Annotated in this window: 22 protein-coding genes; 21 read left to right on the top strand and 1 reads right to left on the bottom strand. The window is 48.0% G+C overall.

Annotated elements, in window-relative coordinates; all coding sequences use genetic code 11:
* Window positions 1–8 precede the first annotated feature (8 nt).
* The 19 genes from CHK_RS05755 to guaA all read left to right on the top strand — a co-directional run bounded on the left by CHK_RS05755 (window position 9) and on the right by guaA (window position 21355).
* A complete protein-coding gene (locus tag CHK_RS05755) occupies window positions 9–629 on the top strand; it encodes a hypothetical protein (protein ID WP_046443070.1) in 621 nt (206 codons plus the stop codon).
* 79 nt (window positions 630–708) lie between these two features.
* On the top strand, window positions 709–1191 hold the full coding sequence (locus tag CHK_RS05750; protein ID WP_131924837.1) for a hypothetical protein: 483 nt from the start codon (window positions 709–711) through the stop codon (window positions 1189–1191).
* 60 nt (window positions 1192–1251) lie between these two features.
* Window positions 1252–1803 carry a helix-turn-helix domain-containing protein gene (locus CHK_RS05745; RefSeq protein ID WP_046443068.1) on the top strand — a complete coding sequence of 184 codons (552 nt, stop codon included), beginning with the start codon at window positions 1252–1254 and terminating at the stop codon, window positions 1801–1803.
* Window positions 1804–1820: 17 nt separating this feature from the next.
* Complete coding sequence (locus CHK_RS05740; protein WP_046443148.1) at window positions 1821–3488, top strand: AMP-binding protein; 1668 nt, start codon at window positions 1821–1823, stop codon at window positions 3486–3488.
* A 31-nt stretch (window positions 3489–3519) separates the two neighbouring features.
* Window positions 3520–4470, top strand: coding sequence for a hypothetical protein (locus CHK_RS05735; protein ID WP_131924843.1), 951 nt, complete (start codon window positions 3520–3522; stop codon window positions 4468–4470).
* Window positions 4471–4586: 116 nt separating this feature from the next.
* Window positions 4587–5003, top strand: coding sequence for a secondary thiamine-phosphate synthase enzyme YjbQ (locus CHK_RS05730; RefSeq protein ID WP_046443066.1), 417 nt, complete (start codon window positions 4587–4589; stop codon window positions 5001–5003).
* Window positions 5000–5830, top strand: coding sequence for a lysophospholipid acyltransferase family protein (locus CHK_RS05725; RefSeq protein WP_046443065.1), 831 nt, complete (start codon window positions 5000–5002; stop codon window positions 5828–5830). The genes CHK_RS05730 and CHK_RS05725 overlap by 4 nt, the downstream gene beginning before the upstream one ends.
* A complete protein-coding gene (gene galU, locus CHK_RS05720) occupies window positions 5827–6699 on the top strand; it encodes a UTP--glucose-1-phosphate uridylyltransferase GalU (protein ID WP_046443064.1) in 873 nt (290 codons plus the stop codon). The genes CHK_RS05725 and galU overlap by 4 nt, the downstream gene beginning before the upstream one ends.
* Window positions 6696–7934: an adenosylhomocysteinase gene (locus CHK_RS05715; protein ID WP_046443063.1), complete on the top strand. Its 1239-nt coding sequence runs from the start codon at window positions 6696–6698 to the stop codon at window positions 7932–7934. Before galU ends, CHK_RS05715 begins: the two co-directional genes overlap by 4 nt.
* Window positions 7935–7936: 2 nt before the next feature.
* Window positions 7937–9220, top strand: coding sequence for an amidohydrolase (locus CHK_RS05710; protein ID WP_052740391.1), 1284 nt, complete (start codon window positions 7937–7939; stop codon window positions 9218–9220).
* A gap of 13 nt (window positions 9221–9233) precedes the next feature.
* Window positions 9234–11045: a putative periplasmic lipoprotein gene (locus CHK_RS05705; protein WP_046443061.1), complete on the top strand. Its 1812-nt coding sequence runs from the start codon at window positions 9234–9236 to the stop codon at window positions 11043–11045.
* Window positions 11046–11105: 60 nt separating this feature from the next.
* Window positions 11106–12596, top strand: a complete 1491-nt coding sequence (locus CHK_RS05700) for a B12-binding domain-containing radical SAM protein (protein ID WP_052740389.1) — start codon at window positions 11106–11108, stop codon at window positions 12594–12596.
* Window positions 12597–12687: 91 nt separating this feature from the next.
* Entirely contained in the window at window positions 12688–13155 is a 468-nt protein-coding gene (locus tag CHK_RS05695; protein WP_046443060.1) for a CtsR family transcriptional regulator, read from the top strand.
* Between the two features lie 2 nt (window positions 13156–13157).
* The gene (locus tag CHK_RS05690; RefSeq protein WP_046443059.1) at window positions 13158–13640 is read left to right on the top strand and encodes a UvrB/UvrC motif-containing protein; all 483 of its coding nucleotides are present in this window, start codon (window positions 13158–13160) and stop codon (window positions 13638–13640) included.
* 147 nt (window positions 13641–13787) lie between these two features.
* Entirely contained in the window at window positions 13788–16235 is a 2448-nt protein-coding gene (locus CHK_RS05685; protein WP_082103421.1) for an ATP-dependent Clp protease ATP-binding subunit, read from the top strand.
* A gap of 64 nt (window positions 16236–16299) precedes the next feature.
* Entirely contained in the window at window positions 16300–17403 is a 1104-nt protein-coding gene (locus CHK_RS05680; RefSeq protein ID WP_046443058.1) for an MraY family glycosyltransferase, read from the top strand.
* A gap of 157 nt (window positions 17404–17560) precedes the next feature.
* Window positions 17561–19009: an IMP dehydrogenase gene (guaB, locus tag CHK_RS05675; RefSeq protein ID WP_046443057.1), complete on the top strand. Its 1449-nt coding sequence runs from the start codon at window positions 17561–17563 to the stop codon at window positions 19007–19009.
* Between the two features lie 5 nt (window positions 19010–19014).
* The gene (locus tag CHK_RS05670) at window positions 19015–19773 is read left to right on the top strand and encodes an adenine nucleotide alpha-hydrolase family protein (RefSeq protein WP_046443056.1); all 759 of its coding nucleotides are present in this window, start codon (window positions 19015–19017) and stop codon (window positions 19771–19773) included.
* A gap of 49 nt (window positions 19774–19822) precedes the next feature.
* Complete coding sequence (gene guaA, locus CHK_RS05665) at window positions 19823–21355, top strand: glutamine-hydrolyzing GMP synthase (RefSeq protein WP_046443055.1); 1533 nt, start codon at window positions 19823–19825, stop codon at window positions 21353–21355.
* A 66-nt stretch (window positions 21356–21421) separates the two neighbouring features.
* Here guaA and CHK_RS05660 read toward each other — a convergent pair whose 3' ends face one another.
* The gene (locus tag CHK_RS05660) at window positions 21422–21607 is read right to left on the bottom strand and encodes a hypothetical protein (RefSeq protein WP_046443054.1); all 186 of its coding nucleotides are present in this window, start codon (window positions 21605–21607) and stop codon (window positions 21422–21424) included.
* A gap of 121 nt (window positions 21608–21728) precedes the next feature.
* Between CHK_RS05660 and CHK_RS05655 the strand changes: the two genes are divergently transcribed.
* Window positions 21729–22208: an SLOG family protein gene (locus CHK_RS05655; RefSeq protein WP_046443053.1), complete on the top strand. Its 480-nt coding sequence runs from the start codon at window positions 21729–21731 to the stop codon at window positions 22206–22208.
* A 274-nt stretch (window positions 22209–22482) separates the two neighbouring features.
* Window positions 22483–22773 carry a DUF1905 domain-containing protein gene (locus CHK_RS15615; RefSeq protein ID WP_052740385.1) on the top strand — a complete coding sequence of 97 codons (291 nt, stop codon included), beginning with the start codon at window positions 22483–22485 and terminating at the stop codon, window positions 22771–22773.
* The last annotated feature ends 27 nt before the right edge of the window (window positions 22774–22800 follow it).

Below are 22800 nucleotides of genomic sequence, written 5' to 3'. Positions count from 1 at the left end.
TCTAAGGTATGAAAAAAGAGCTTGCATTTGTGACAATCGACGATACATACTATGGCGGCGACCAGAACTGGCACACGCATAAAATGATGAAGCTTGGCGGGTGTTCCGCTGTGTGCGCGTGTGAGCAGTGTATCCAGCTTGCAAAAACCTACCCGCATTTACGCGGGTTGTATCCTTATGATCCGGAGCATGTTTCCCGGCAGGATTTCCTGCGCTTTTTTGAGACGGTGTACCAGTTTATCCATCCGGGGATCGGCGGCCTTACCAGTATCGATAAATTTGAGCGGATGTTTATGCAGTATGTCAAAACGACAGGAATCAGCCTGGCGCTCGATAAAATGGACGGTTTTGCGGATGCGCGCGAGGCTGCAGGGTTTGTCAGGGAGGCGATTGACCGCGGACTACCTGTGATGTACCTGATGCTTCGCCATGCGGATAAGGAATTTGACGAGTATGAGTGGCACTGGTTTAACCTCACGGGCTACGAAACCCATGAAGATGGCGGCATGCAGGTAAGCTTTGCGACGTGGGGCACGAAGTGTTCTTTTGATTTTATGCGCGCGTGGGATACACGCAGGTTCTGGCGCGGCGGTATGCTGCGTGTAAGCAGCGGGAGCCTGAAAAAGTAGGCCTTTACATATCGATGGATTTTTAATATACTAATATGAGGTATTTTTGGCGTTTTGCGAAAGGGGCAAACATATTAAGATGAAGAAAAAACTAGCACTTTTATTGGTTATTGTGGTCGCGTTGGTGACTGTTTTGGCAGGCTGTGGAGGTCCGGCACAAATAGAAAAGCCGAAACCGGACGAGGGAGCGACCGTTTTTGATGTGACTGGTTCGTGTAAGGCAGAGCTCAATGGCGATACCTTAATCGTTTCAGGCGAGACAAACCTGATGGATGGAACCAACGGCGTAATTGCAGTTTTCAATTCAGACGGGACGAAAGCCGCAGACCAGAAGTTTACAAAGCAGGGAAATGAAATCAAGGCGGAGTTCAAGGTGGGCTCTGACTGGTCGGACGTTGTATACGGTAATATCATGTTTGACAATCAGAAATCGGACGGACAGCCGGACGCCGTAAAGGAAGCGTACGGTAAGCACTTCCAGAATCTTACGGGAAACGCTATTATCTGGGATAAAAATGGAAACATTGTCGTGTTCCAAAGCGAAGAAGTAAAGATAAAATAAAACCAAAAACGCCCCACGCTTCTGCATGGGGTTTTTCTCGTTTAAAGGATGGTGGCCGAAATGAATGAAATCAAGGAAATCGCAGAAAGGATTCGTGCGCTGCGTGAGATTGAAGAAATCGAGCTCAGTGAGATGGCGAAGCTGACTGGAAAAACGGTGGAGGAATACCAGGAGTATGAAGCCGGGAACAAGGATTTTTCGTTCAGTTTTTTATTTACGCTTGCAAACAGGTTTGGCGTTGATATTACGGAGCTTTTGACGGGCGATAACGCCAAGCTCAAAACCTTTTCCCTTGTCAGAAAAGGCGAGGGTCTTAAAATGGAGCGCAGGAAAGCGTATAAATACCAGCATTTGGCGTCAATTTTCAAAAACAGGCACATGGAGCCGTTTCTTGTGACGGTGGAGCCTAAGGATACGGAAGCTGTTAAAAAGAACGCGCATGAAGGGCAGGAGCTCAATTATGTCGTGGAAGGAAGCATGACGATCTTTATCCATGATGCGGAAATACGCCTGAATGAGGGCGATACCGTTTATTTTGACGCAAGCACGCCGCACGCAATGCGCGCAGAAGACGGAAAGCCCTGCAAATTCCTGGCGATTATTTCAAAGTGAGGATACCACAGATGAGAATATATGAGAAATACAGCACAACAGGCTTTGAAAGCTATGAAGATTTTGCGGCAAATTATAAAACGATTGTCCCGGATAACTTTAACTTCGGTTTTGACGTGGTGGACGAGCTGGCGAAGGAAAAGCCGGACAAACGCGCACTGCTGTGGACAAACGACAGGGACGAAGACCGCACGTTTACATTTGCGGAGATAAGTGCGCTCAGCAACCAGGCAGCCAACTTCTTCAAAGCGGAGGGGATCAAAAAGGGCGACAAGGTGATGCTGATTCTAAAGCGCCATTATGAATTCTGGATTGCGATCATCGGCCTGCATAAGCTGGGGGCGATTGCAATACCGGCGACGCACCTGCTGACCAAAAAGGATATCGTATACCGCAACAATGCGGCGGATGTTAAGATGATCGTCTGCACAAGGGACGATGAGCTCAAAGAGCATGTGGAGGCCGCGGAAGCGGAGTCTCCAACGCTGGAAAAGAAAGTAATTGTAGGGGAAAAAAGGGAAGGCTGGCTTGAGTTCTGGGAGGAAATGGAAAAGCATGGCAACGAGTTTGCGCGACCGGTGGGCGAGGATGCGACGCATAACGACGACATCATGCTGCTTTATTTCACGTCCGGAACAACAGGAATGCCCAAGATGGTTGCACACAATTTTGTGTACCCGCTGGGGCATATTGTAACGGCGGTTTACTGGCATAATGCGGATCCGGAAGGCCTGCATCTTACCGTGGCGGACACCGGCTGGGCAAAAAGCGCATGGGGAAAGCTCTATGGGCAGTGGCTGGCGGAAACCTGTATCTTCGTTTATGATATGGATAAATTTGTTCCGGACAAGCTGCTGAAGAAAATCGAGAAATACAGGGTGACGACGTTTTGCGCGCCGCCCACCATTTATCGCTATTTCATCAAAGAGGATCTCACAAAATACGACCTTTCGTCGCTTAAGTATGCGACGATTGCGGGCGAACCGCTCAATCCGGAGGTGTATTACCAGTTTCAGGAGGCGACGGGGCTCAAACTGATGGAAATTTACGGACAGACAGAGCTTACGGTTACGATCGGAAATTTTGTCTGGATGGAGCCGCGTCCAGGCTCAATGGGAAAGCCGAACGCAATGTACGATCTTGATATTGTCGATGAAAACGGCGACAGCTGTGCGCCGGGAGAGACAGGGGAGATCGTTGTGTATACGGACAAGGAAATCCCCACGGGAATGTTCCTTGGTTATTACAGGGATGACGAGCTTACGAAGCGCGTCTGGAATTATGGCGTTTACCATACGGGAGACGTTGCATGGAAGGATGAGGACGGTTACTTCTGGTATGTGGGCCGCGCAGACGACGTGATCAAGTCGTCGGGCTACCGCATCGGGCCGTTTGAGGTGGAAAGCGCGCTGATGGAGCATCCCGCGGTGTTGGAAACGGCAATTACCGGCGTGCCGCATCCGGAGCGCGGGCAGATTGTGAAAGCAACAATCGTTCTGGCGGAAGGTTATGCGGGTACGGACGAGCTTAAAAAAGAATTGCAGGATCATGTGAAAAAAACCACGGCGCCCTACAAATATCCGCGGGAAATTGAATTTGTGACGGAGCTGCCAAAGACGATCAGCGGCAAGATACGCAGGGTAGAGCTTCGTGAAAACGATCAAAAGAAAAATATTGAAAAATAAAGGAATATAAGAAAGGTTGGTAGTGTTCATTATGGAAGAAACGATTACGAAAAAAACAAATAAAATACCGTTTATTATTTTAGCAATCATAACCCTGTTGGCGTGTGTTTTGTACTTCGCGTCGATTGGAGGATATGTGTCGACGGTTGTGGAGTCCACCCAGGCTTCCGGCGGAAGCGTCACGGTTGACTTCGGAACGATTACGAATGTTCTTTACAGTACGGGCGGAATGCTTGTAATTGCCGCAGCAGCGCTTATGGCGGTAGTGCTCTTGCTGAAAAACAAACGCGAGTTATGGGCCAAGATTTTCGTTTGGGCGGGCCTTCTTTTGGCGACAATGCTTGGCGCGGCATTTTTCTCGAGCCTTGCAAGCGTTGCAACAAACGGCTTTTCCGTGTTGTTGCCATATATTCCGCAGGTTGCGCTCGTCGTCGGTTCTGTTGCGCTCATCGCAAAATGGGACAGCGGCGAGAAAAAATCGGCGAATATCGTTATACTGGTAAGCCTGATTGTTTCGATCATTGTGTCAATCGCATTCACGGTGACATTATATTCGCAGGCAAAGGCGGCGCTTGATTCTCTTGGAGAACTGGAGCCGATGTATATTTTCCAGTACCTGATCCTTGCTGCGGTTCCTTATGTGGCGACGCTGGTTCTGGCAGTTTATTATGTGGCTACCATGAGCAGGCGTAAATTCGATTGCTTTATGCTGGCAATGACCGATGAGGAAGCGCAGATCGTTGAAAGAATCGAAAAGCGCGTAGATGAAATTGCAGATGAAGTAGAAGAGATGGCCGTTATGGGCGAGGCAATCATCGAAGCGGAAAAGGAAATTGACAGGGAGATCGACGAAGCGGTTCAGGAAGCAATCGACGAGGCGGTGGAAGAGGTTGTGGAAGATGATGCGGCGGTGACGGTGGAAGTGGAAGTCACCGGGGAAGAAGCGCCTGAGAAAAAGGACGAAGATTCCGGGGAAAAGTAAAGGAAACGACTGTGTTTTGCACACCTGCCGCAAGCTTGCGGCAGGTGTTTTTTACTTGGAAAAATAAGTGATACGTGCTATAATATAATATCTATCATTTCGGAGGAAAAGGATTTATGAAAAGCTATCGCGAAGTTCTGGAAATGAACCTGCCCCAGCGCAGGCAGTTTGTAAATATCACGCCAAATGTGGAAAAAGCGCTAAAAAAAAGCGGCATCAAGGAAGGGCTTTGCCTTGTAAATGCCATGAATATTACGGCGAGCGTTTTTATCAATGACGATGAAAGCGGGTTGCACGCAGATATGGAAAAATGGCTTGAGGGGCTGGCTCCGGAAAAACCGTATAGCCAGTACGCGCACAATGGCTACGAAGACAATGCAGACGCGCATTTGAAGCGTTCTGTTATGGGCCGCGAGGTTGTGGTGGCGATTACGGAAGGCAAGCTCGATTTTGGTACATGGGAACAGATTTTTTATGGGGAATTTGACGGAAAGCGAACAAAACGTGTCATGATTAAAATGATTGGGGAATGATTGTTTTGCAGGAAGAGCTGGAAAAAATAAAAGAGAAGGAATCGATAAAAGAAGAAGCGCCGCAGGAGTCTACGCAGTTCAATGAAAAAGCCAGAACGCGCAGGAAGGGCCCTGCGGAACGTATGTGGGCGCCAATCAAGCTGCACCTCAATGAGGACTACCAGTACATGACCAAAAATCTTTTTTTGAGGTTTTTGTACTATTTTGCAATGTTTGTTGGAATGCCGTTTGGATATTTGTTTTTCAAAATTCGTTGGGGCTTTGGGGTGATCGATAAAAAGAACGCCAAGCTTGTAAAAAAGACGGCGGCGATCACTGTGGCAAACCATGTGCATAATATGGATTCTCCTATGCTGACCTATGTTTTTTATCCGAGCGCTCCATATTTTGTCGCGCTGAAGCATAATTTTGAAGCGTTTATCATCGGAGGGCTTGTGCGCGTGTTAAGGGGTGTGCCGCTGCCGTCTGATTTAAAGAATTTTGAACATTTTTCTGAGCAGATGAACGACACGCTGACACATACCACACGTAAGGTGCATATGTACCCGGAGGGGGAAATCGCACCGTATTGCAAGGAGTTACGCAGGTTTAAGAACGGCGCTTTTCATTTTGCGATTAAAAATAATGTGCCGGTGCTGCCGTTGGTATTTGTCTTTCCAAAGAAGAAAAAGGTGAAGCTGATCGTCGGAAAGCCGGTTTATCTAAAGGATGTTCCGGGAACGGAAGGAGAAAAACCGCCCAAGCAGACCGTACTCATGGGGCGTTTTGTAAAAGCGAAAATGCAGCAGATGCTGGATGATTATTACGGAGGGCTTAAGCAAAAATGAAGATAAGAAAAGCAGTGATACCGGCCGCGGGCCTTGGAACCCGTTTTTTACCCGCAACGAAAGCCCAGCCAAAAGAAATGCTGCCCATTGTGGATAAACCGACGATCCAGTATATTGTGGAGGAAGCGGTTGCAAGCGGTATCGAAAGCATTGTGATCATAACAGGGAGAAGCAAGCGCGCGATTGAAGATCATTTCGATAAATCGATCGAGCTTGAGCTGGAGCTTACCAGGAAAAATAAGTGTGAGCTTTTAAAGATCGTTGAAGATATTTCAGATATGGTCAACATGATGTATGTTCGCCAAAAGGAACCGCTTGGTCTTGGACACGCAATCTGGACGGCGCGCGACTGCATTGGAAACGAACCGTTTGGCGTTATATTGGGCGACGATGTTGTCAAAGGCGAAAAACCAGCGCTGAAACAGCTGATGGATGCTTACGGGCAGAGTGGATCGTCGATACTTGGCGTGCAGCGCGTTGCGATGAAGGATACGGATAAATATGGCGTAATTGCGACGGATGACATGGATGGAAGAATGCACCGTGTAACCGGGCTTGTTGAAAAGCCGGGCGCGGGAGAGGCTCCGTCGGACCTTGCGATTTTGGGCCGCTACGTACTGACGCCGGATATTTTTGATGCGATTGAGCAAACTCCGCCCGGAAAAGGCGGAGAGATTCAGCTGACCGACGCGATGTGCCGGTTGCTTGCCACGCAGCCGATTTATGCGTATGAGTTTGAAGGAAAACGCTATGATGTAGGCGATAAGTTGGGTTTTCTGAAAGCGACATGCGAATTTGCGCTTGACCGTGAGGATTTAAAGGATGATTTTGAAGCCTACCTGAAGGATTTGGTTGGAGGATTAAAATGAGCGATATCAGGGATATTAAGTTAGCGCCTTCGGGCAAACAGAAAATAGCATGGGTGAAAAGGTATATGCCGGTGCTGCGCAGCTTTGAAGAGGAGCTTGCGCCGGAAAAGCCCTTCGCAGGTTACAGGATGTGCGTGTGCTGCCATTTGGAAGCAAAAACGGCTTACCTCATTCAGGTGATTCAGGCCTGCGGCGCAAAGGTTGCCGCCTGCGCTTCCAATCCGCTGTCAACACAGGACGACGTTGTTGCGGCGCTTGCAGCCGGCGGGGCGGATGTTTACGCGATCCACGGGGAAACACCGGAGCAATACGAGGAACATATCAGAAGCGTACTGAAAACAGAGCCAAACCTCATTGTAGATGACGGCGGCGATGTGATTACAATGCTGCACGAGGAGTTTCCGCAGCTTCTTAACAGTGTGATCGGCGCGAGCGAGGAAACGACGACAGGGGTTTTGCGGCTTAAAGCAATGGAAAAGGCGGGAACGCTCAAAATTCCGGTTATTCCTGTCAACGATGCGCAGTGCAAATATATGTTTGATAACCGCTATGGCACGGGGCAGTCTGTGTGGGATGGAATCATGCGCACCACAAACCTGATCGTGGCAGGCAAGCGGGTGGTGGTTGCGGGCTACGGCTGGTGCGGAAAGGGCGTTGCAAAACGTGCGGCTGCGCTGGGCGCAAGAGTCATTGTTACAGAAATCGATCACATCAAAGCGACAGAAGCGCTGATGGATGGGTTTGATGTGATGAGCATGGACGATGCTGCAGCCTTAGGTGATATTTTTGTAACCGTAACCGGCTGCGAGGATGTAATTGTAAAACGTCATTTTGATAAAATGAAGGACGGTGTGCTGCTTGCAAACGCAGGACATTTTGATTGCGAGGTTAAGGTGTCTGAGCTTGGTGAAATCAGCGAAAGAGTTGTGGAGATGCGCCATAACGTCGAGGGTTATGTGCAGAAGGACGGCAGGATACTGAATGTAATAGCGGGCGGCAGGCTCGTAAACCTTGCGTCCGGCGACGGGCATCCGGCTGAAATCATGGACATGAGCTTCGCGCTGCAATTTCTGGCGCAGAAGTACATTAAGGAAAACCATGCCTCTATGAAACCGGGGCTTATGAATCTGCCGGAGGATATCGATTACAGCGTAGCAGTACGTAAGCTCAGAGCTATGGGCGGAAACGTAGACGTTTTAACGCCGCAGCAACACAAGTATTTATACGGAGAGTAATTATGATAGAGATTCGCCATGCAACACTGATCACGAACAACGACAACAACGAGGTGATCGAAAATGCGGTCGTACAGATCGCGGACGGTAAAATAGCCTATGCGGGGCTTTCCGCTTCCGCCCCGACCTTTCATGCGGAGCGTGTGATTGATGCGCGGGGAAACGTTGTAATGCCCGGGTTTGTGAATACGCACACCCATGTTCCAATGAACCTGTTTCGCTCTTATGCGGATGATCTGGACCTGATGTCATGGCTTAACACCAAAATTTTCCCGGCGGAGGATAAGCTTAACGAGGACAGCGCATATTGGGGCAGTATGGCTGCAATGTGTGAAATGGCTGCGGCGGGAATCGTAGCATTTAACGAGATGTATTTTTTCGTTGATTCCATCGCCAGGGCGGCCCGGAAGAGCGGACTGCGGGGAATCCTTTCGCGCGCGGTGGTTACGCCTGCGCCGGGCGTTGGGGAACGTATGCTGCAGGAGAGCGTAGAGCTTTTCGAGAAATATAATGGCGTGGGCAGGCTGAAGGTCTATCTTTCCCCGCACGCGCAGTATACGGTGAATAATGCCATGCTCGAGAAGCTTGCTCAGGAAGCAAAGCGGCTGGGGACAGGCGTACATATGCACATTTCGGAAACGCGTGGAGAGCACGAAACATGCGTAAAAGAGCAGGGGCTGACGCCGATTGGCCTGTGCGAAAAAACCGGACTTCTGGACGTGCCGTTTTTGGGCGCGCATTGCGTATGGGTGAGCGATCACGATATCGAGCTGATGAAAGAGCACGGTTCTTCGGTACTGAGCTGCCCAAAGAGCAACTTAAAGCTTGCAAGCGGGATCGCTCCGCTTACAAAAATGATACAAAAGGGTGTTAACGTTACTTTGGGAACGGATGGCGCCGCATCCAATAACAAACTGTCCATGATGGAAGAAATGACTTACGCATCTATGCTGCAAAAGGGTACGACCTATGATGCAAAAGCGGTTCCGGCAGCATTGGCGCTAAAGCTTGCTACGCGCAATGGGGCGCAGGCGCTGGGCCTTGACAGCGGCGTGATAGAAGAAGGAAAAGATGCGGATATCATTATGATCGACACAAGCGGTATCCGCTACACTCCGGATTATGATATTGTGTCTTTGCTCGTCTATGCAGGCAGCGATGCCGATGTTTGCATGACGATGGTGGGCGGGGATATCATTTATGAAAACGGTGAATTCGCATTTGCAGATATTGAAGAGGTCAAAGCAAGGGTCTGCGGTTATGCGGAGGAAATGAAAAACATTTAAGGAAAAGGACAAAATGCGAAAAAGATTTAGCTTGTTTATCGTGATGGGACTTATATGCGCGCTTTTGCTCGCGGCATGCAGCAGCGGGGGGCAGGATACTCCTGCGCCTACGCAGGAAGCCGCGATAGTAAACGGTACGCTCGAGGGTGGGGACGATTCGCTGGGTTCGGATATAAACCTGAAAGATATCAATATCGAAATGCAGGGAGAAAATACGGTTATTACAATGTATTTTCTGAACGGATCCAGGATTGCAGGGGTGGATGAATCCAAAATCTCCGCGGTGCCTTCCTATAAAGTTACGCAGCTGCCTGCGCCGTTCCGTTTGCAGGTAGATCTTAAAATCGGGTTCTGGGATTATGCGGATAATAATGAAACCTACAATAACAGTATTATTTATGGGTTGTTTAATACCGCGCATTCCGACAGCGACGAGGTATCGATCTTTTTCCAGTTGAACGAAGATGTCCAGACCACGGTGAAGGAGGATTCGGATAAGCTCGTTATTACGATGTCGCCCAAGCCTTCTGTGGCAGAGAGCGCTTTTTTCGTAGGGTTAAACGCCTATGAAGCATATGAACAGAATCTGGTTCCGCAGGATATTGGTATGACGCCGACAATGTGCGACGGCCTTACCGACCTGATGCTGATCTCAAAGCCGCTCAAAGACGAAGCGTCTGCAAATAAGCTTGCCGAAGAAGTCAACCTGAAAATCGCGGGGGCGGTGCCGGCAAAGCAGGCTTATGTATTTCAAATGAGTACGGACGCTTTGCCGCAATACAATAAATCAATGGATGCGGAATCCGTGAAGGAAGAGCCTGTGATGATGAAGGACGGCGTGGCAACGTCACTCGCGGTAATGGTGGAGAACGGCAGATACCTTTGCACAATGGCGGACGGCAGAATATTATATGCGCGGTCTTACGTGCCGGACAGCACAGAGGATACCGAGCAGGTACTGAAGGAAAAATTGTGGATTATTGAAACGAACGGCAAAAAAACGCAGCTTGAGCTTCCGTATTTTTACAGCGTGGAAAAAGCGGCTGCGTCGGCAGACGGGAGATACATCGCGATTCTGGATTCAGGCATCGAAAATAAAGTGCTGTACGTTTACGATACGCAGGAGGGAATGCTGAGAAACCTTGGCGAGGAAGGACTGGGCCGCCTTACGACGTCCTTTGCATGGGATCCGGAGCAGCCGGTGATTTACGCGATGACAGGCGAAGATTCCCTGCAACTGAAAAAATATGATGTGACGCAGCCAGGCGCTGTGGAGGGCGTAGAAGAACAGCCGGGCGCGGACAGCAAGATCGAACTGGCGGGCGGTAAGGTTTATTTTGCGGATAAGTCGGCAAACGACGGAGCCGGAATGATTTACTCTGTGGATATTGCTTCACAGGAACGCAAAGAGATAACGCAGGGTGTGGATTTTACAATCTCAAATGACGGCGGATATCTCGCGGCTGTCGTTCCTGTAAAGAATGAAGAGGATCCCGAGGCGCTCAGCTATGCGGTTACGATCAAAAACCTCACGACGGAAGCGGAACCGGTAGAGGTTATTTCAAATGTCAGCGTAGAGAGCCTTGGCTTTGGAGCGGATAACAATACGCTGTATATTACGACGCCGGATTATGAAGGGGTGACAGAGGAGTACCCGTTTGCGCTGCTGCGCTATGTATTATCAACCCAGCAGTTTGCTCCTGTGGAATTTTCCAAGACCTCAAGGATCATTCCGGGCGTCAATGCGGGCGAGGTATATGTGATCGATTATTTCAGCCAGAATGGAAACAGTTTCTATGTGACGTATATCGATCAGGAGAAGTAAAGGTGTAATGATCGGAAAGCCGCAACACGGTTGCGGCTTTTTTCTGTATTGGGAGAAAATATGAAAACAGTTCTTTGTGCAGTCAATTCAAGCTATGTGCATACAAATCCGGCAGTCCGCTCGATTGCCGCGGCAGTGGGCGGGAACGCAGTTTTTTGCGAATTTAACATCAACCAGATGGCCAGCGATGTTTTACGCGCGTTACTCCTCCAGGAGGGCGATGTTTACGCGTTTTCCTGCTATATCTGGAATATTGCATATGTGCTGCGTCTCGCCGAGGATATAAAAAAGGCCGAGCCGGAAGCGGTGATCACGTTGGGAGGCCCGGAGGTTTCCTTTCGTGCAAAAAGTGTAATCGAACAATACTGGTTCGTGGATTATGTGATTTGTGGCGAGGCTGAGGAATGCCTGAAACCATTTTTGGAGGGAATCAAGCGAAACGCGCGGGTTGATATGCCCGGGATTGTATTCCGCGAGGGAAGGGCTGCCTGTGGAGACGACGCCTATCAGGTGGTCTCAAATCTGGATACGCTTCCGTCCCCGTTTGCCGCGGTAGGGGACGAATACGATGAAAATAAAATTTACTATTATGAATCATCCCGCGGCTGCCCGTTTTCATGTGCCTATTGTCTGTCGGGAGATTGTATGGGCGTGCGGGAAAAGTCGCTGGAGCATGTCTTTGACGAGCTTCAAATATTTGTAAAAAAGGGCGTAAAGCTCGTTAAATTTGTAGACAGGACGTTTAACGCCAACAAAACCCGCGCAAAAAAGATTGTTGAATACGTGATTGGGAAAACAGAAAATACTTCTTTTCATTTCGAAGTGGCTCTGGACTTGATGGACGACGAGTTGCTTTGCTTATTGGCAAGCGCTCCAACCGGAAAAATTCAGTTGGAAGGCGGAGTGCAGACAACCAATAAAAGGACGCTTGATGCAGTGGCGAGAAAGACGGATCTATCAAGACTGAAGGAAAACGCAAAAGCTATTTTAAAAGCCGGAAATATTCATTTGCATTTGGACCTTATTGCGGGTTTGCCTTATGAAAGCATGGAGCGCTTCGCTTTGTCCTTTGACGAGATTTATGAGTTGTACCCGGACGCGTTGCAGCTTGGTTTCCTGAAGGTTCTGCATGGAACAAAGCTTGAACAGCAGGCAGGAGGCTGGGGCGTTATATCGCGCAGTTATCCGCCGTATGAGGTAATCAGGACAAAGGATATCAGCGCACGGGAATTGCTGTACCTAAAAGGGATTGAGGAGCTTTTGAACCGCTATTACAATACGGGAAGGGCAAAATATTCATTGCAGTACCTGACGCAGGAGCAGATTTTTTCCCCGTTTGAGTTATATGCAAAACTTTATGATTTTTGTGTGCGTAATGATTACACCGGCAGGCCTGTCTCTGCGCGCAATCAGTTTGTGCTGCTCATCGAATTTGCAAAGGAAACGCTTTGCCGAACCGAGCAAAATGTATTTTTAAAACGGCTCAGGACCGATTATGACCGCACCAAAATCAAGGGAATTATTCCTCGCGAATTACAAGAAACAGATTAAAATTTTTTTATAAAAGGTGTTTACAGATAAAAATTTTCGGTTATAATAATTATGAAGGTCAAAGAAAGTCAAAGATAGGAGGCGAGCAAGGGTGTCGATTTTAAGCGATCATATAGAAGAGTTTATTAAAGAGCTTTTGATTGAAGACGAAGGCATGGCGGAGTTACAGCGCAATGAGCTGGCACAGAAATTCAACTGCGCGCCATCCCAAATCAATTATGTTCTGACAACGAGGTTTTCGCCAAACAGGGGATATGTCACCGAATCGCGAAGAGGCGGAGGTGGATATATCCGTGTCATACGTCTTGATATCGAGCGGTGTGATTATATATCGGATATCATTGACGAGCAGCTAAGCAGGCCGATTAATATGCGGCAGGCTGCGGAGCTGGTGGAAGGACTCATGCAGACGGGGCTGATTGACTGTAAGACAAAGAATGTTTTACTTGCGGCTGTTTCAGACAGGGCGCTGGCTGCTGCGAAGGAATATAAAGAAGAGCTTAGAAGTACGATTCTAAAAGAAATTTTGAGCACAGTTCTTTTGAAGGAGGACAATTAATTATGTTATGTGATAAATGTAAACAAAGAGAAGCGAATATTCATATTAAGCAGAGCGTCAATGGCGTGACGACAGAGAAAAATTTATGCGAGGTTTGCGCACGGGAAGAGCAGGGACTGATGAATGTGTTTTCAGGGGATGGATTCTTTGACAATTTGTTTGAAACCAGCCTTTTAAAGCGCGGATCAGGCAGACTGGGAAGTTTGTTTGGAACGGACTTCGGACTTCCTGAAAATCAGCCTGTTTCAAATGACAGGTATCAGGCGGAGTTTATGGGCGGGCACGATCCCTATGCCCAAAGCATCGAATTGCCGGAAATCAAACTGACTCCCCGGAACCAGGCGGAAGCAAAGACTGAAAAAAAAGAAGACCTGAAAGCGCAGCTTGACCAGGCGATCAAAGATGAAAACTATGAAAAGGCTGCGGAGCTTCGGGACCGCATCAAAAAAGAAGGGGAAGAAAAAGGTAAAAAAACAGAGGGCTAAAATGTTTGCGTAAAGTTCATAGCGGTTACATTAAGGCCAAAGGAACATAGTCGTAAAAGACGGTTTAAAAGAAGATTGGCGTGCCGCCCGCCGAAAAAGCGGCAGCTATCGTGATTTGTGAAGCGGTAGTTTAAGGAGGATATTGTGATGAATAATATGTCTAGGTTTACTGCAGGCGCACAGGAGGCTGTCAATCAGGCGGCACAGTTCGCAAGCAGTATGGGTGAAAATTATGTGGGAACCGAGCATTTGCTGCTTGGTATGATACTGGAAGGCGGAACCGCTGCGGAAATTCTTTCGAAGCAGGGAATCAATGCGGATAACGCAAGGGAATATATTGTTTCAGTATCGACCGACGGCGGTTATGGTAACCCGCAGGTGATTGGCTATACGCCAAGAACCAAAAAAATTATTGAAATGAGCGTTGCTTTCTCGCGGCAGCTTGGGCAGAATTTTATTGGTACGGAGCATATGTTGCTCGCAATCATCAATGAAAGGGAAAGTATGGGATACCGTATGCTGCATGACCTGAACGCCGATATGGCGGCGATGCAGCAGGAGATTCTTGCCGTTGCGCAGGGCGCTCCGGTGAGCAGCGATGAACATTCGAAATCGACGACGCCAAAACTTGATAAGTTTGGACGCGATCTGACGCTTGCGGCAAAGAACGGCGAGCTCGATCCGGTAATCGGCAGGTCTGAGGAGATCGAAAGGATTATCCAGATACTGAGCAGGAGGACAAAAAACAATCCTGTTTTGATCGGTGAGCCGGGTGTTGGTAAATCTGCAATCGCGGAAGGGCTCGCGCAAAAGATCGTAGAAGGGAATATTCCTGATATGCTCAAAAACAAGCGTGTGATTATGCTTGATCTCGCGGGGATGCTCGCAGGTTCCAAATTCAGGGGCGAATTCGAAGAACGTTTGAAGGACGCTCTCGAGGAACTGAAAAAAGACGGAAACGTTATTATGTTTATCGACGAGCTGCACACGCTGATCGGCGCGGGCGCTGCGGAAGGCGCAATGGATGCTGCAAACATCTTAAAGCCAATGCTTGCGCGCGGCGAAATTCAGGTGATCGGCGCGACCACGATTGACGAATACAGGAAGCACATCGAAAAGGATGCGGCGCTCGAACGCCGGTTCCAGCCGGTAAATGTAGGCGAGCCTACGCCGGAGGAAGCGCTCCAGATTCTGGAAGGACTGCGCGACCGGTACGAAGCGCATCATAAGGTGACAATTACGGACGAAGCATTGAGAGCGGCTGTAGATCTCTCCACGAGGTATATTATGGACCGTTTCCTGCCGGATAAGGCCATCGACCTTATTGATGAGGCGGCTTCAAAAGTCAGGATTTCGATGTTTACTTCTCCGCCGGATTTGAGGGAGCTGGAAGAAAAGCTCGAGCAGATCGGCAAAGAGAAGGAAAGCGCGATCGCGCATGAAGACTTTGAAAAGGCTGCAAAATTGCGGGATCAGGAGTCTGACATCAAACGTGATATCGAGCATTGTTCGGAAGAATGGCGTAAAGCGGTTGCGAAGGAAAAAGGCGTTGTGACCGAAGAAGATATCGCGCAGATCATTTCAAGCTGGGTACACGTCCCGGTCAGCAAGCTGACGGAGGATGAAAGTAAAAAGTTGCTTGGACTTGAAAATATGCTGCATGAACGCGTCATTGGACAGGACGAGGCAGTATCCGCGGTCGCAAAAGCAATCCGCCGTGCAAGAGCGGGCCTGAAAGATCCGGCAAGGCCGATTGGTTCCTTTATTTTCCTGGGGCCGACAGGCGTTGGTAAAACGGAGCTTACAAAGGCTTTGGCAGCGGCGATGTTTGGTGATGAAAACGCAATGATCCGCCTCGATATGTCGGAGTATATGGAGAAGCACTCGGTATCCAAACTGGTGGGTTCGCCTCCGGGATATGTTGGATACGACGAGGGTGGTCAGCTCACGCAGGCAGTCCGTACAAAACCGTATTCGGTGATCCTGTTCGACGAGATCGAAAAAGCGCATCCTGACGTGTTCAATATGCTGTTACAGGTCCTTGAGGACGGGCGGCTTACGGATTCCAAGGGAAGAACGGTTGACTTCAAAAATACGATCATCATCATGACCTCCAATGTTGGCGCTCATGAGATCGCAACGAATAAGATCGGCTTCGCAAAGGAAGACGACACCGATATGGAGAAGCTCAAAGAGTACGACGAGATGAAGGAACGCATGATGGAAGCGCTCAAAAACACCTTCCGTCCGGAGTTCATCAACAGGATTGACGACATCATCGTATTCCACAAGCTCACGGAAAAGGATACGCAGCAGATCGCAGAGCTTATGCTTGGCAGTGTGGCGAAGAGGCTGCATGACAGGGAAATTGACCTTACCTACACAAAGGATGCTGCAAAACTGATGGCAAAAGACGGCATGAGCGACCAGTACGGAGCCCGGCCTCTGCGAAGGATGATTCAGCAGACCGTGGAGGACAAGCTTTCCGAAGAGATTCTTTCCGGAAAGATAAGCATCGGCGATAAAGTCAAGATGTTCGTAGAAAACGGAGATGTTGCATTTAAAAAAGAAAGTNGATATAATAGAGCAAAGTAACAAGTGCGGCAAATTGTATTTGCCGCTCTTGTGATATTTGTGAGGAAAGAGGGCTATCCCTGATATGGAATTTCGTTCAGGTATTTTGATTGTAATTGCGTTGCTGTTTACGTTTTTTGTAACGTATACGACAACCCCGCTTGTTCGCAAGCTTGCATTCAGAGTCGGAGCAGTGGATATCCCCAAAGATAACAGGCGTATGCATAGCAAGCCAATCCCAACAATGGGAGGGCTTGCTATATTTGTTGCTTTTGCTTTTGGCGTACTTGCGTTTGTAGACCTTGATCCCACCTTTATTGGGCTGCTGATCGGTGCATTAATGATTATCATCCTTGGGATTCTTGACGATATCTACAACCTGAAACCGTATATCAAGCTGCTCGGGCAGATTTGTGCGGCGCTTGTCGTTTGTTTTTCAGGCGTTGTAATCGAAAAGATTACATGGTTTGACCAGATTATCTTTTTTGGAAATTGGGCGATACCGATCACGGTTATCTGGATTGTGGGCATTACCAATACAATCAACCTGATCGACGGCCTTGATGGACTTGCGTGCGGCGTCGCGGCGATTTCCTCGTTTGCGCTCCTTGCCGTGTCTTTGCTTTCTGCGGGAAATCCAACGGTAACGGTGGTTGCGGCTGTACTTGCAGGCGCGTGCCTTGGCTTTTTGCCGTATAACCTGAATCCGGCAAAGATATTCATGGGGGATGCGGGCGCGATGTTTTTGGGGTTTGTGCTGTCCGTTATTTCTATACAGGGCTTCTTTAAGGTCAATGCGGTGGTATCCTTTGGTATTCCATTCCTCGTGATGGGGCTGCCGATTGTCGATACGCTGTGGGCGATTCTGAGAAGACTTGCAAAAGGGCAGCATCCGTTCCATGCGGATCGTAAGCACCTGCATCACAGGCTGATTGATATGGGTATGAACCAAAAGCAATCTGTTACTCTGCTTTATGCGATTTCTTCGCTGCTTGCGATTGCCGCGATTTTATTTGCGGAGCGTCAGTTTACCGGAGCGATTATCGTTCTTGTTCTGTCTTTTGTTGTTGGCGCAATCAACTGGATGGTCATCAAAAGGGAACATATACAATATCTGGATGAGCACCCGGAGTTAAAGCCGGAGGAGTCTTCCGTGGAAGAGCATGACCAAAACACGCCGCAGGTTTAGAAGGCCAGCTGCGCGTTTTTTTGTTACAAAAAATCAGCGCTGTCATGTTTATGTCAGACAGTATGATGGTTTTGCAGAGAGAATAAGTATATGCTTTTGTATACTTATGATAAATTTATAAAATGGATAGGATAAAAAAAGAAAGGATGAAACGCATATGAAAATTACAGAGGGTCTTACATTTGATGATGTATTGCTCAAACCAAAGAAGAGCGCTGTCACCCCCAACGAGGTGGATGTATCCACGTATATTACGCCGAAAATCAAGCTGAATATACCGATTATGAGCGCGGCGATGGATACGGTTACAGAAAGCGGTCTCGCAATCGCGATTGCGCGTGAAGGCGGCATGGGGATTATTCATAAAAATATGTCGATTCAAATGCAGGCAGACAACGTAGATAAGGTAAAACGCAGCGAACACGGTGTAATTACCGATCCGTTTTCGCTGTCTCCCAATCACACCGTAAACGATGCGGATCAACTGATGGGCAGATATAAGATTTCCGGGGTGCCGATTGTAGAAAAGGACGGCAAGCTCGTTGGAATCATTACAAACCGTGATATGCGTTTCGAGACGGATTATTCGCGTAAGGTATCCGAGGTAATGACAAGTGAAAACCTGATTACCGCGCCAATCGGAACGACGCTTGATCAGGCCCAGCAGATTTTGAGGAAATATAAGATTGAAAAACTGCCGCTTGTGGATGATAATGGCAAGCTGATGGGGCTGATTACCATTAAGGATATTGAAAAATCAATCCAGTATCCGATGTCCGCAAAGGACAGCGGCGGCAGGCTGCTTGTCGGTGCGGCTGTCGGCACAGGAAAGGGAACGCTGGAACGCGTAGAAGCGCTGGTTGCAGCAAAAGTTGACGTGATTGCGATCGATACTGCGCATGGCCACCAGAAAAATGTACTTAATATTGTGGAACAGGTACGCAACAAATTTCCTGATCTTGATATTATTGCCGGAAACTGTGCAACGAAAGAAGCGACGCATGACCTGATCGCGGCAGGTGCAACTTGCGTTAAGGTTGGTATCGGGCCGGGTTCTATCTGCACGACGCGTGTTGTGGCGGGCATTGGTGTTCCGCAGCTTACCGCAGTGCTTGACTGTGCGGAGGAGGCGGCAAGGTATAACGCAAAAATCATTGCAGACGGCGGCATCAAATACAGCGGAGATATCACAAAGGCCATTGCGGCGGGTGCGGCGGCCGTTATGATCGGAAGCCTGTTTGCGGGAACGAAGGAAAGCCCGGGCGAAATGGAAATATATCAGGGCAGGAGCTTTAAGGTATACCGCGGTATGGGCTCGATTGCGGCAATGCAGCAGGGCAGTGCAGACCGTTATTTCCAGGAGAGCACGCAAAAGCTCGTGCCGGAAGGCGTGGAAGGGCGCGTTCCGTTCAAAGGGCCTCTGGCGGATACGACGTACCAGATGGTGGGCGGCCTCAAATCCGGTATGGGGTACTGTGGCGCGGCGAACATCGATCAGCTGCAGGATAACGCGGAGTTTGTGAAAATTACGAGCGCAGGACTTTTGGAGAGCCATCCGCATGATATCAATATCACAAAGGAATCTCCGAATTACAGCGTAAAATAATCCCAATGACTGCACAGGAAAAATTCAGCAGGCTTGTGGAATTTATTTATCAATATAATGACGCGGCAGTGGCGTTTTCCGGAGGAACGAAATCGTCCCTGCTGCTTTGTGCGGCACAGGAAGCGCTTGGAAAGGATATACTTGCTCTGACTGCAAACACTGCGTTTATGACGCAGGAGGTGCTTTACAACGTACACGAGGTACTTGACGACTATAAGCTTCGCGATGCGCGAGTTCCGGTGTTTATTTTGGAGAATAGCGAAATCGCCGATAATGGCACAGAGCGCTGCCATTCCTGTTCCGGCATGATTTCAGAAGAGCTTCTGAGGGCGGCAAAGGGCATGGGCGCGTGCGTGCTGCTTGACGGCAGGACAAAAGGACAGACACAGGTCAGCTGTATTCGCGAGGTGGACGGGGAGGTACCGCTCGTGAGCCCGTTTGTTTCACTTGGCTATTCGGATGACGATGTCTGTGAAATGCTCCGGGCGGTAGGTAGGGCGTATTATATCCGAAAGCCTTGGGAATGTATGGCGGGGCGTTTTCCGTTGGGAGAAAAGCTCAGCGCGGAAAAACTTGATTTTCTGGAGGAAGCCGAAAAATTTGCAAGAGGCCATATAAGCGGCGGCGTTCGCATTGATTGTTGTGGATGGAATATCAGCGTAAGATCAAAAAAAGCACCCTGCAAAGAGACTGAGGAAGTCATTCGGAAAAAATTTTCAGAGAATGGAGCGAAATCCGTGCAATTTGAGGTGGATTTCGAGTAAAGATACCTGTAGAATAAGAAAGACGAAATAATCTGGGGGAACACGATAGATGAGAGAAACTGTGATCGTGCTTGACTTTGGCGGGCAATACAACCAGCTGATCGCGCGGCGTGTGCGTGAAGCGAATGTTTATGCAGAAATGCTGCCATATCATGCAAGCATAGAGCGGATCAAGGAAAAAAATCCAATCGGAATTATTTTTACGGGAGGGCCGAAGAGCGTATATGAAGAGGGCGCTCCGGTGTGTGATTCCAAAATACTCGAGCTTGGCGTGCCGATTCTCGGCATTTGCTATGGAAGCCAGCTGTTAAGCCTTAAGCTTGGCGGAAACGTGGCCTCTGCGCCGGCTGGCGAATACGGAAATACACAGATCAAATACGATACGGATAATGTCCTTTTGCAGGATATGGATGACGAGTCTGTTTGCTGGATGAGCCATATGGATTACATTGACAAAGCGCCGGAAGGGTTCGATATTCTGGCGACAACAAGCTCCTGTCCGGTTGCTGCGTTTGGCAATGCGGATAAAAAGCTGTACGGCGTACAGTTTCATCCGGAGGTGCAGCATACGGTAAGGGGACAAAATATTTTAAAACGCTTTCTATATGATATATGCGGGGCGAAGGGAGACTGGGATATGAACGATTATGCAAAACAGGCGATTGAAGAGATTCGCGAAAAGGTTGGAGACAAGAAGGTGCTTTTGGCGCTGTCCGGAGGTGTCGATAGCTCTGTTTGCGCGGTATTGCTGCATAAAGCGATTGGGAAAAATCTGACCTGCGTTTTTGTTGATACCGGACTGATGAGGAAATATGAACCGGAAGAGGTAGAAAACGTTTTCCAAAAGCAGTTTGATATGAATCTTGTGCATGTGAAAGCGGAGGAGCGTTTCCTTGCAAAGCTTGCGGGAGTGACAGAGCCGGAAAAGAAACGTAAAATCATCGGCGAGGAATTTATCCGTGTGTTTGAGGAAGAAGCCAAAAAGATTGGGAAGGTTCATTTCCTTGCACAGGGCACCATTTATCCTGACGTTGTGGAAAGCGGGGTAGGCGACGCCGCACTCATAAAAAGCCATCACAATGTAGGCGGGCTTCCGGACCATGTTGATTTTGACGAGATCATCGAACCGCTGCGCGAGCTTTTTAAAGACGAGGTGCGCGAGCTCGGCGAAGAGCTTGGACTTCCGCGTCACATGGTATGGCGCCAGCCGTTCCCGGGCCCGGGCCTTGCAATCCGCGTGATTGGCGAAATCACAAAAGAAAAGCTTGATCTCTTGCGCGATGTGGACTTTATCTTCCGCGACGAAATCGCCAAAGCGGAGCTGGATGAAAAAATCTGGCAGTATTTCGCGGTGCTGACCGATATGCGTAGCGTGGGCGTAATGGGTGACGAGCGGACATACGATTATACGGTCGCGCTTCGCGGCGTAACGAGCGTGGACGCGATGACAGCGGACTGGGCGCGCATCCCGTACGACGTACTGGGGGTGATTTCGAACCGCATCATCAACGAGGTACCGCACATCAACAGGATTGTTTACGACATTACGAGTAAGCCGCCGGCCACAATCGAGTGGGAGTGAGAAAACAGAAAAGTGATAATTATCGTATATCTTGATTAAAATAAGGCTCGCCGTTTACGGCGAGCCTTATTTTTCTGTGTTTTCCGACGGAAGTTCGATTTTACCATGCTTTTCTTCAAATTCCCTGATGCAGTTATTGATCAGATACATAATTTGTCCGCTGGCAGAACGATCTTCATATTTTGATACATAGTGAAATTTTTGCAGTACGTCTTCATCAATTCTAATGCTAATATGTTTGTTTTTCTTCATACGAATCATCCTTTAAAATAAATATGCACTTAATACACCTTTATTTTAAGTAAATAGTATGCTATCATCCTTATTATGCACTAAAAATTAGTGCATAATATTTTAAAAGGAGTTAAGAATTATGAAAAAGAGTAAATATCAAACATGTTGCTTTACAGGACATCGTAAATTACCACAAGATAAAATTGAGCAGATACTAATACGTCTTAACCAAGAGGTTGACAATCTGATCAGTCAGGGCGTAACAGATTTTATATCTGGAGGCGCACTCGGATTTGATCAGCTCGCGGCTTCGTTGGTAGTGGCAAAAAAAGAAATGGGAAATAATATTCGGTTGATATTTGCTTTACCATGTAAAAATCAGGATATGCTTTGGAGTGCGGAACAGAAAAGGCTTTATCGTGGATTGCTTGATGAGGCAGACGAGATTATCTATGTATCAGAAGAATATACTGATGGCTGCATGAAAAAGCGAAACTGCTACATGGTAGATAGATCAGCGCATTGTATTTGTGCACAAATCTATGAGACTGGTGGAACGGCGCAGACGGTAAAATATGCTGGAAAGAAGAACATTAAAGTCATTAATGTCACGAACTGATATAAAAGCTGGTTGAGAGTTTCAAAATGGTGCGACAAAATGATATTTGTAATATGTAAGTGGAGGATAAAATATTTTAAAACAGATGGACCAATGATTAACAGAAGCAAAGATAAATTGGGTCTTAAAATTTGTTGATAACATAGAAAAATCATGATTTAACGAAAACAACGATCAGAGTACCTTTTATATGATATAATAAAGTAATCAGATTTAGGAACGGTAGCAGAAGAAACGAATGAAAGATACTATTCTCAATTTTGAATGAGGAATAATGGAACATATTTTTACAGCGAAAATTGAACGCTTTGAAATGCAGGGAGGCTGGCACTATGTGCTTGTGCCAATCGAATTGAGCAAGCCCCTTGAGTACCTTGCTATTAATTTTGGGTTTATTGCGGTCAATGCAAAGATTGGCAGTTCAAGCTGGGAGACGTCGTTATTACCCAAAGGCGATGGAAGGCATTTCATTGCGTTACCTGCAAAAATACGTTCAAAAGAAAAGCTGTCGCGTGGAACGGAGATTGAAGTATCCTTCGAAACAAGGACAGGGAAAAAGAAATAAAGCCAGAAGCATACAGGGAATCTGAAT

Source organism: Christensenella hongkongensis, assembly GCF_000981035.1.
GTDB lineage: Bacteria > Bacillota > Clostridia > Christensenellales > Christensenellaceae > Christensenella > Christensenella hongkongensis.
The sequence above is the reverse complement of the archived record's forward strand: the minus strand, read 5'-3'. Positions and strand labels throughout refer to the sequence as shown.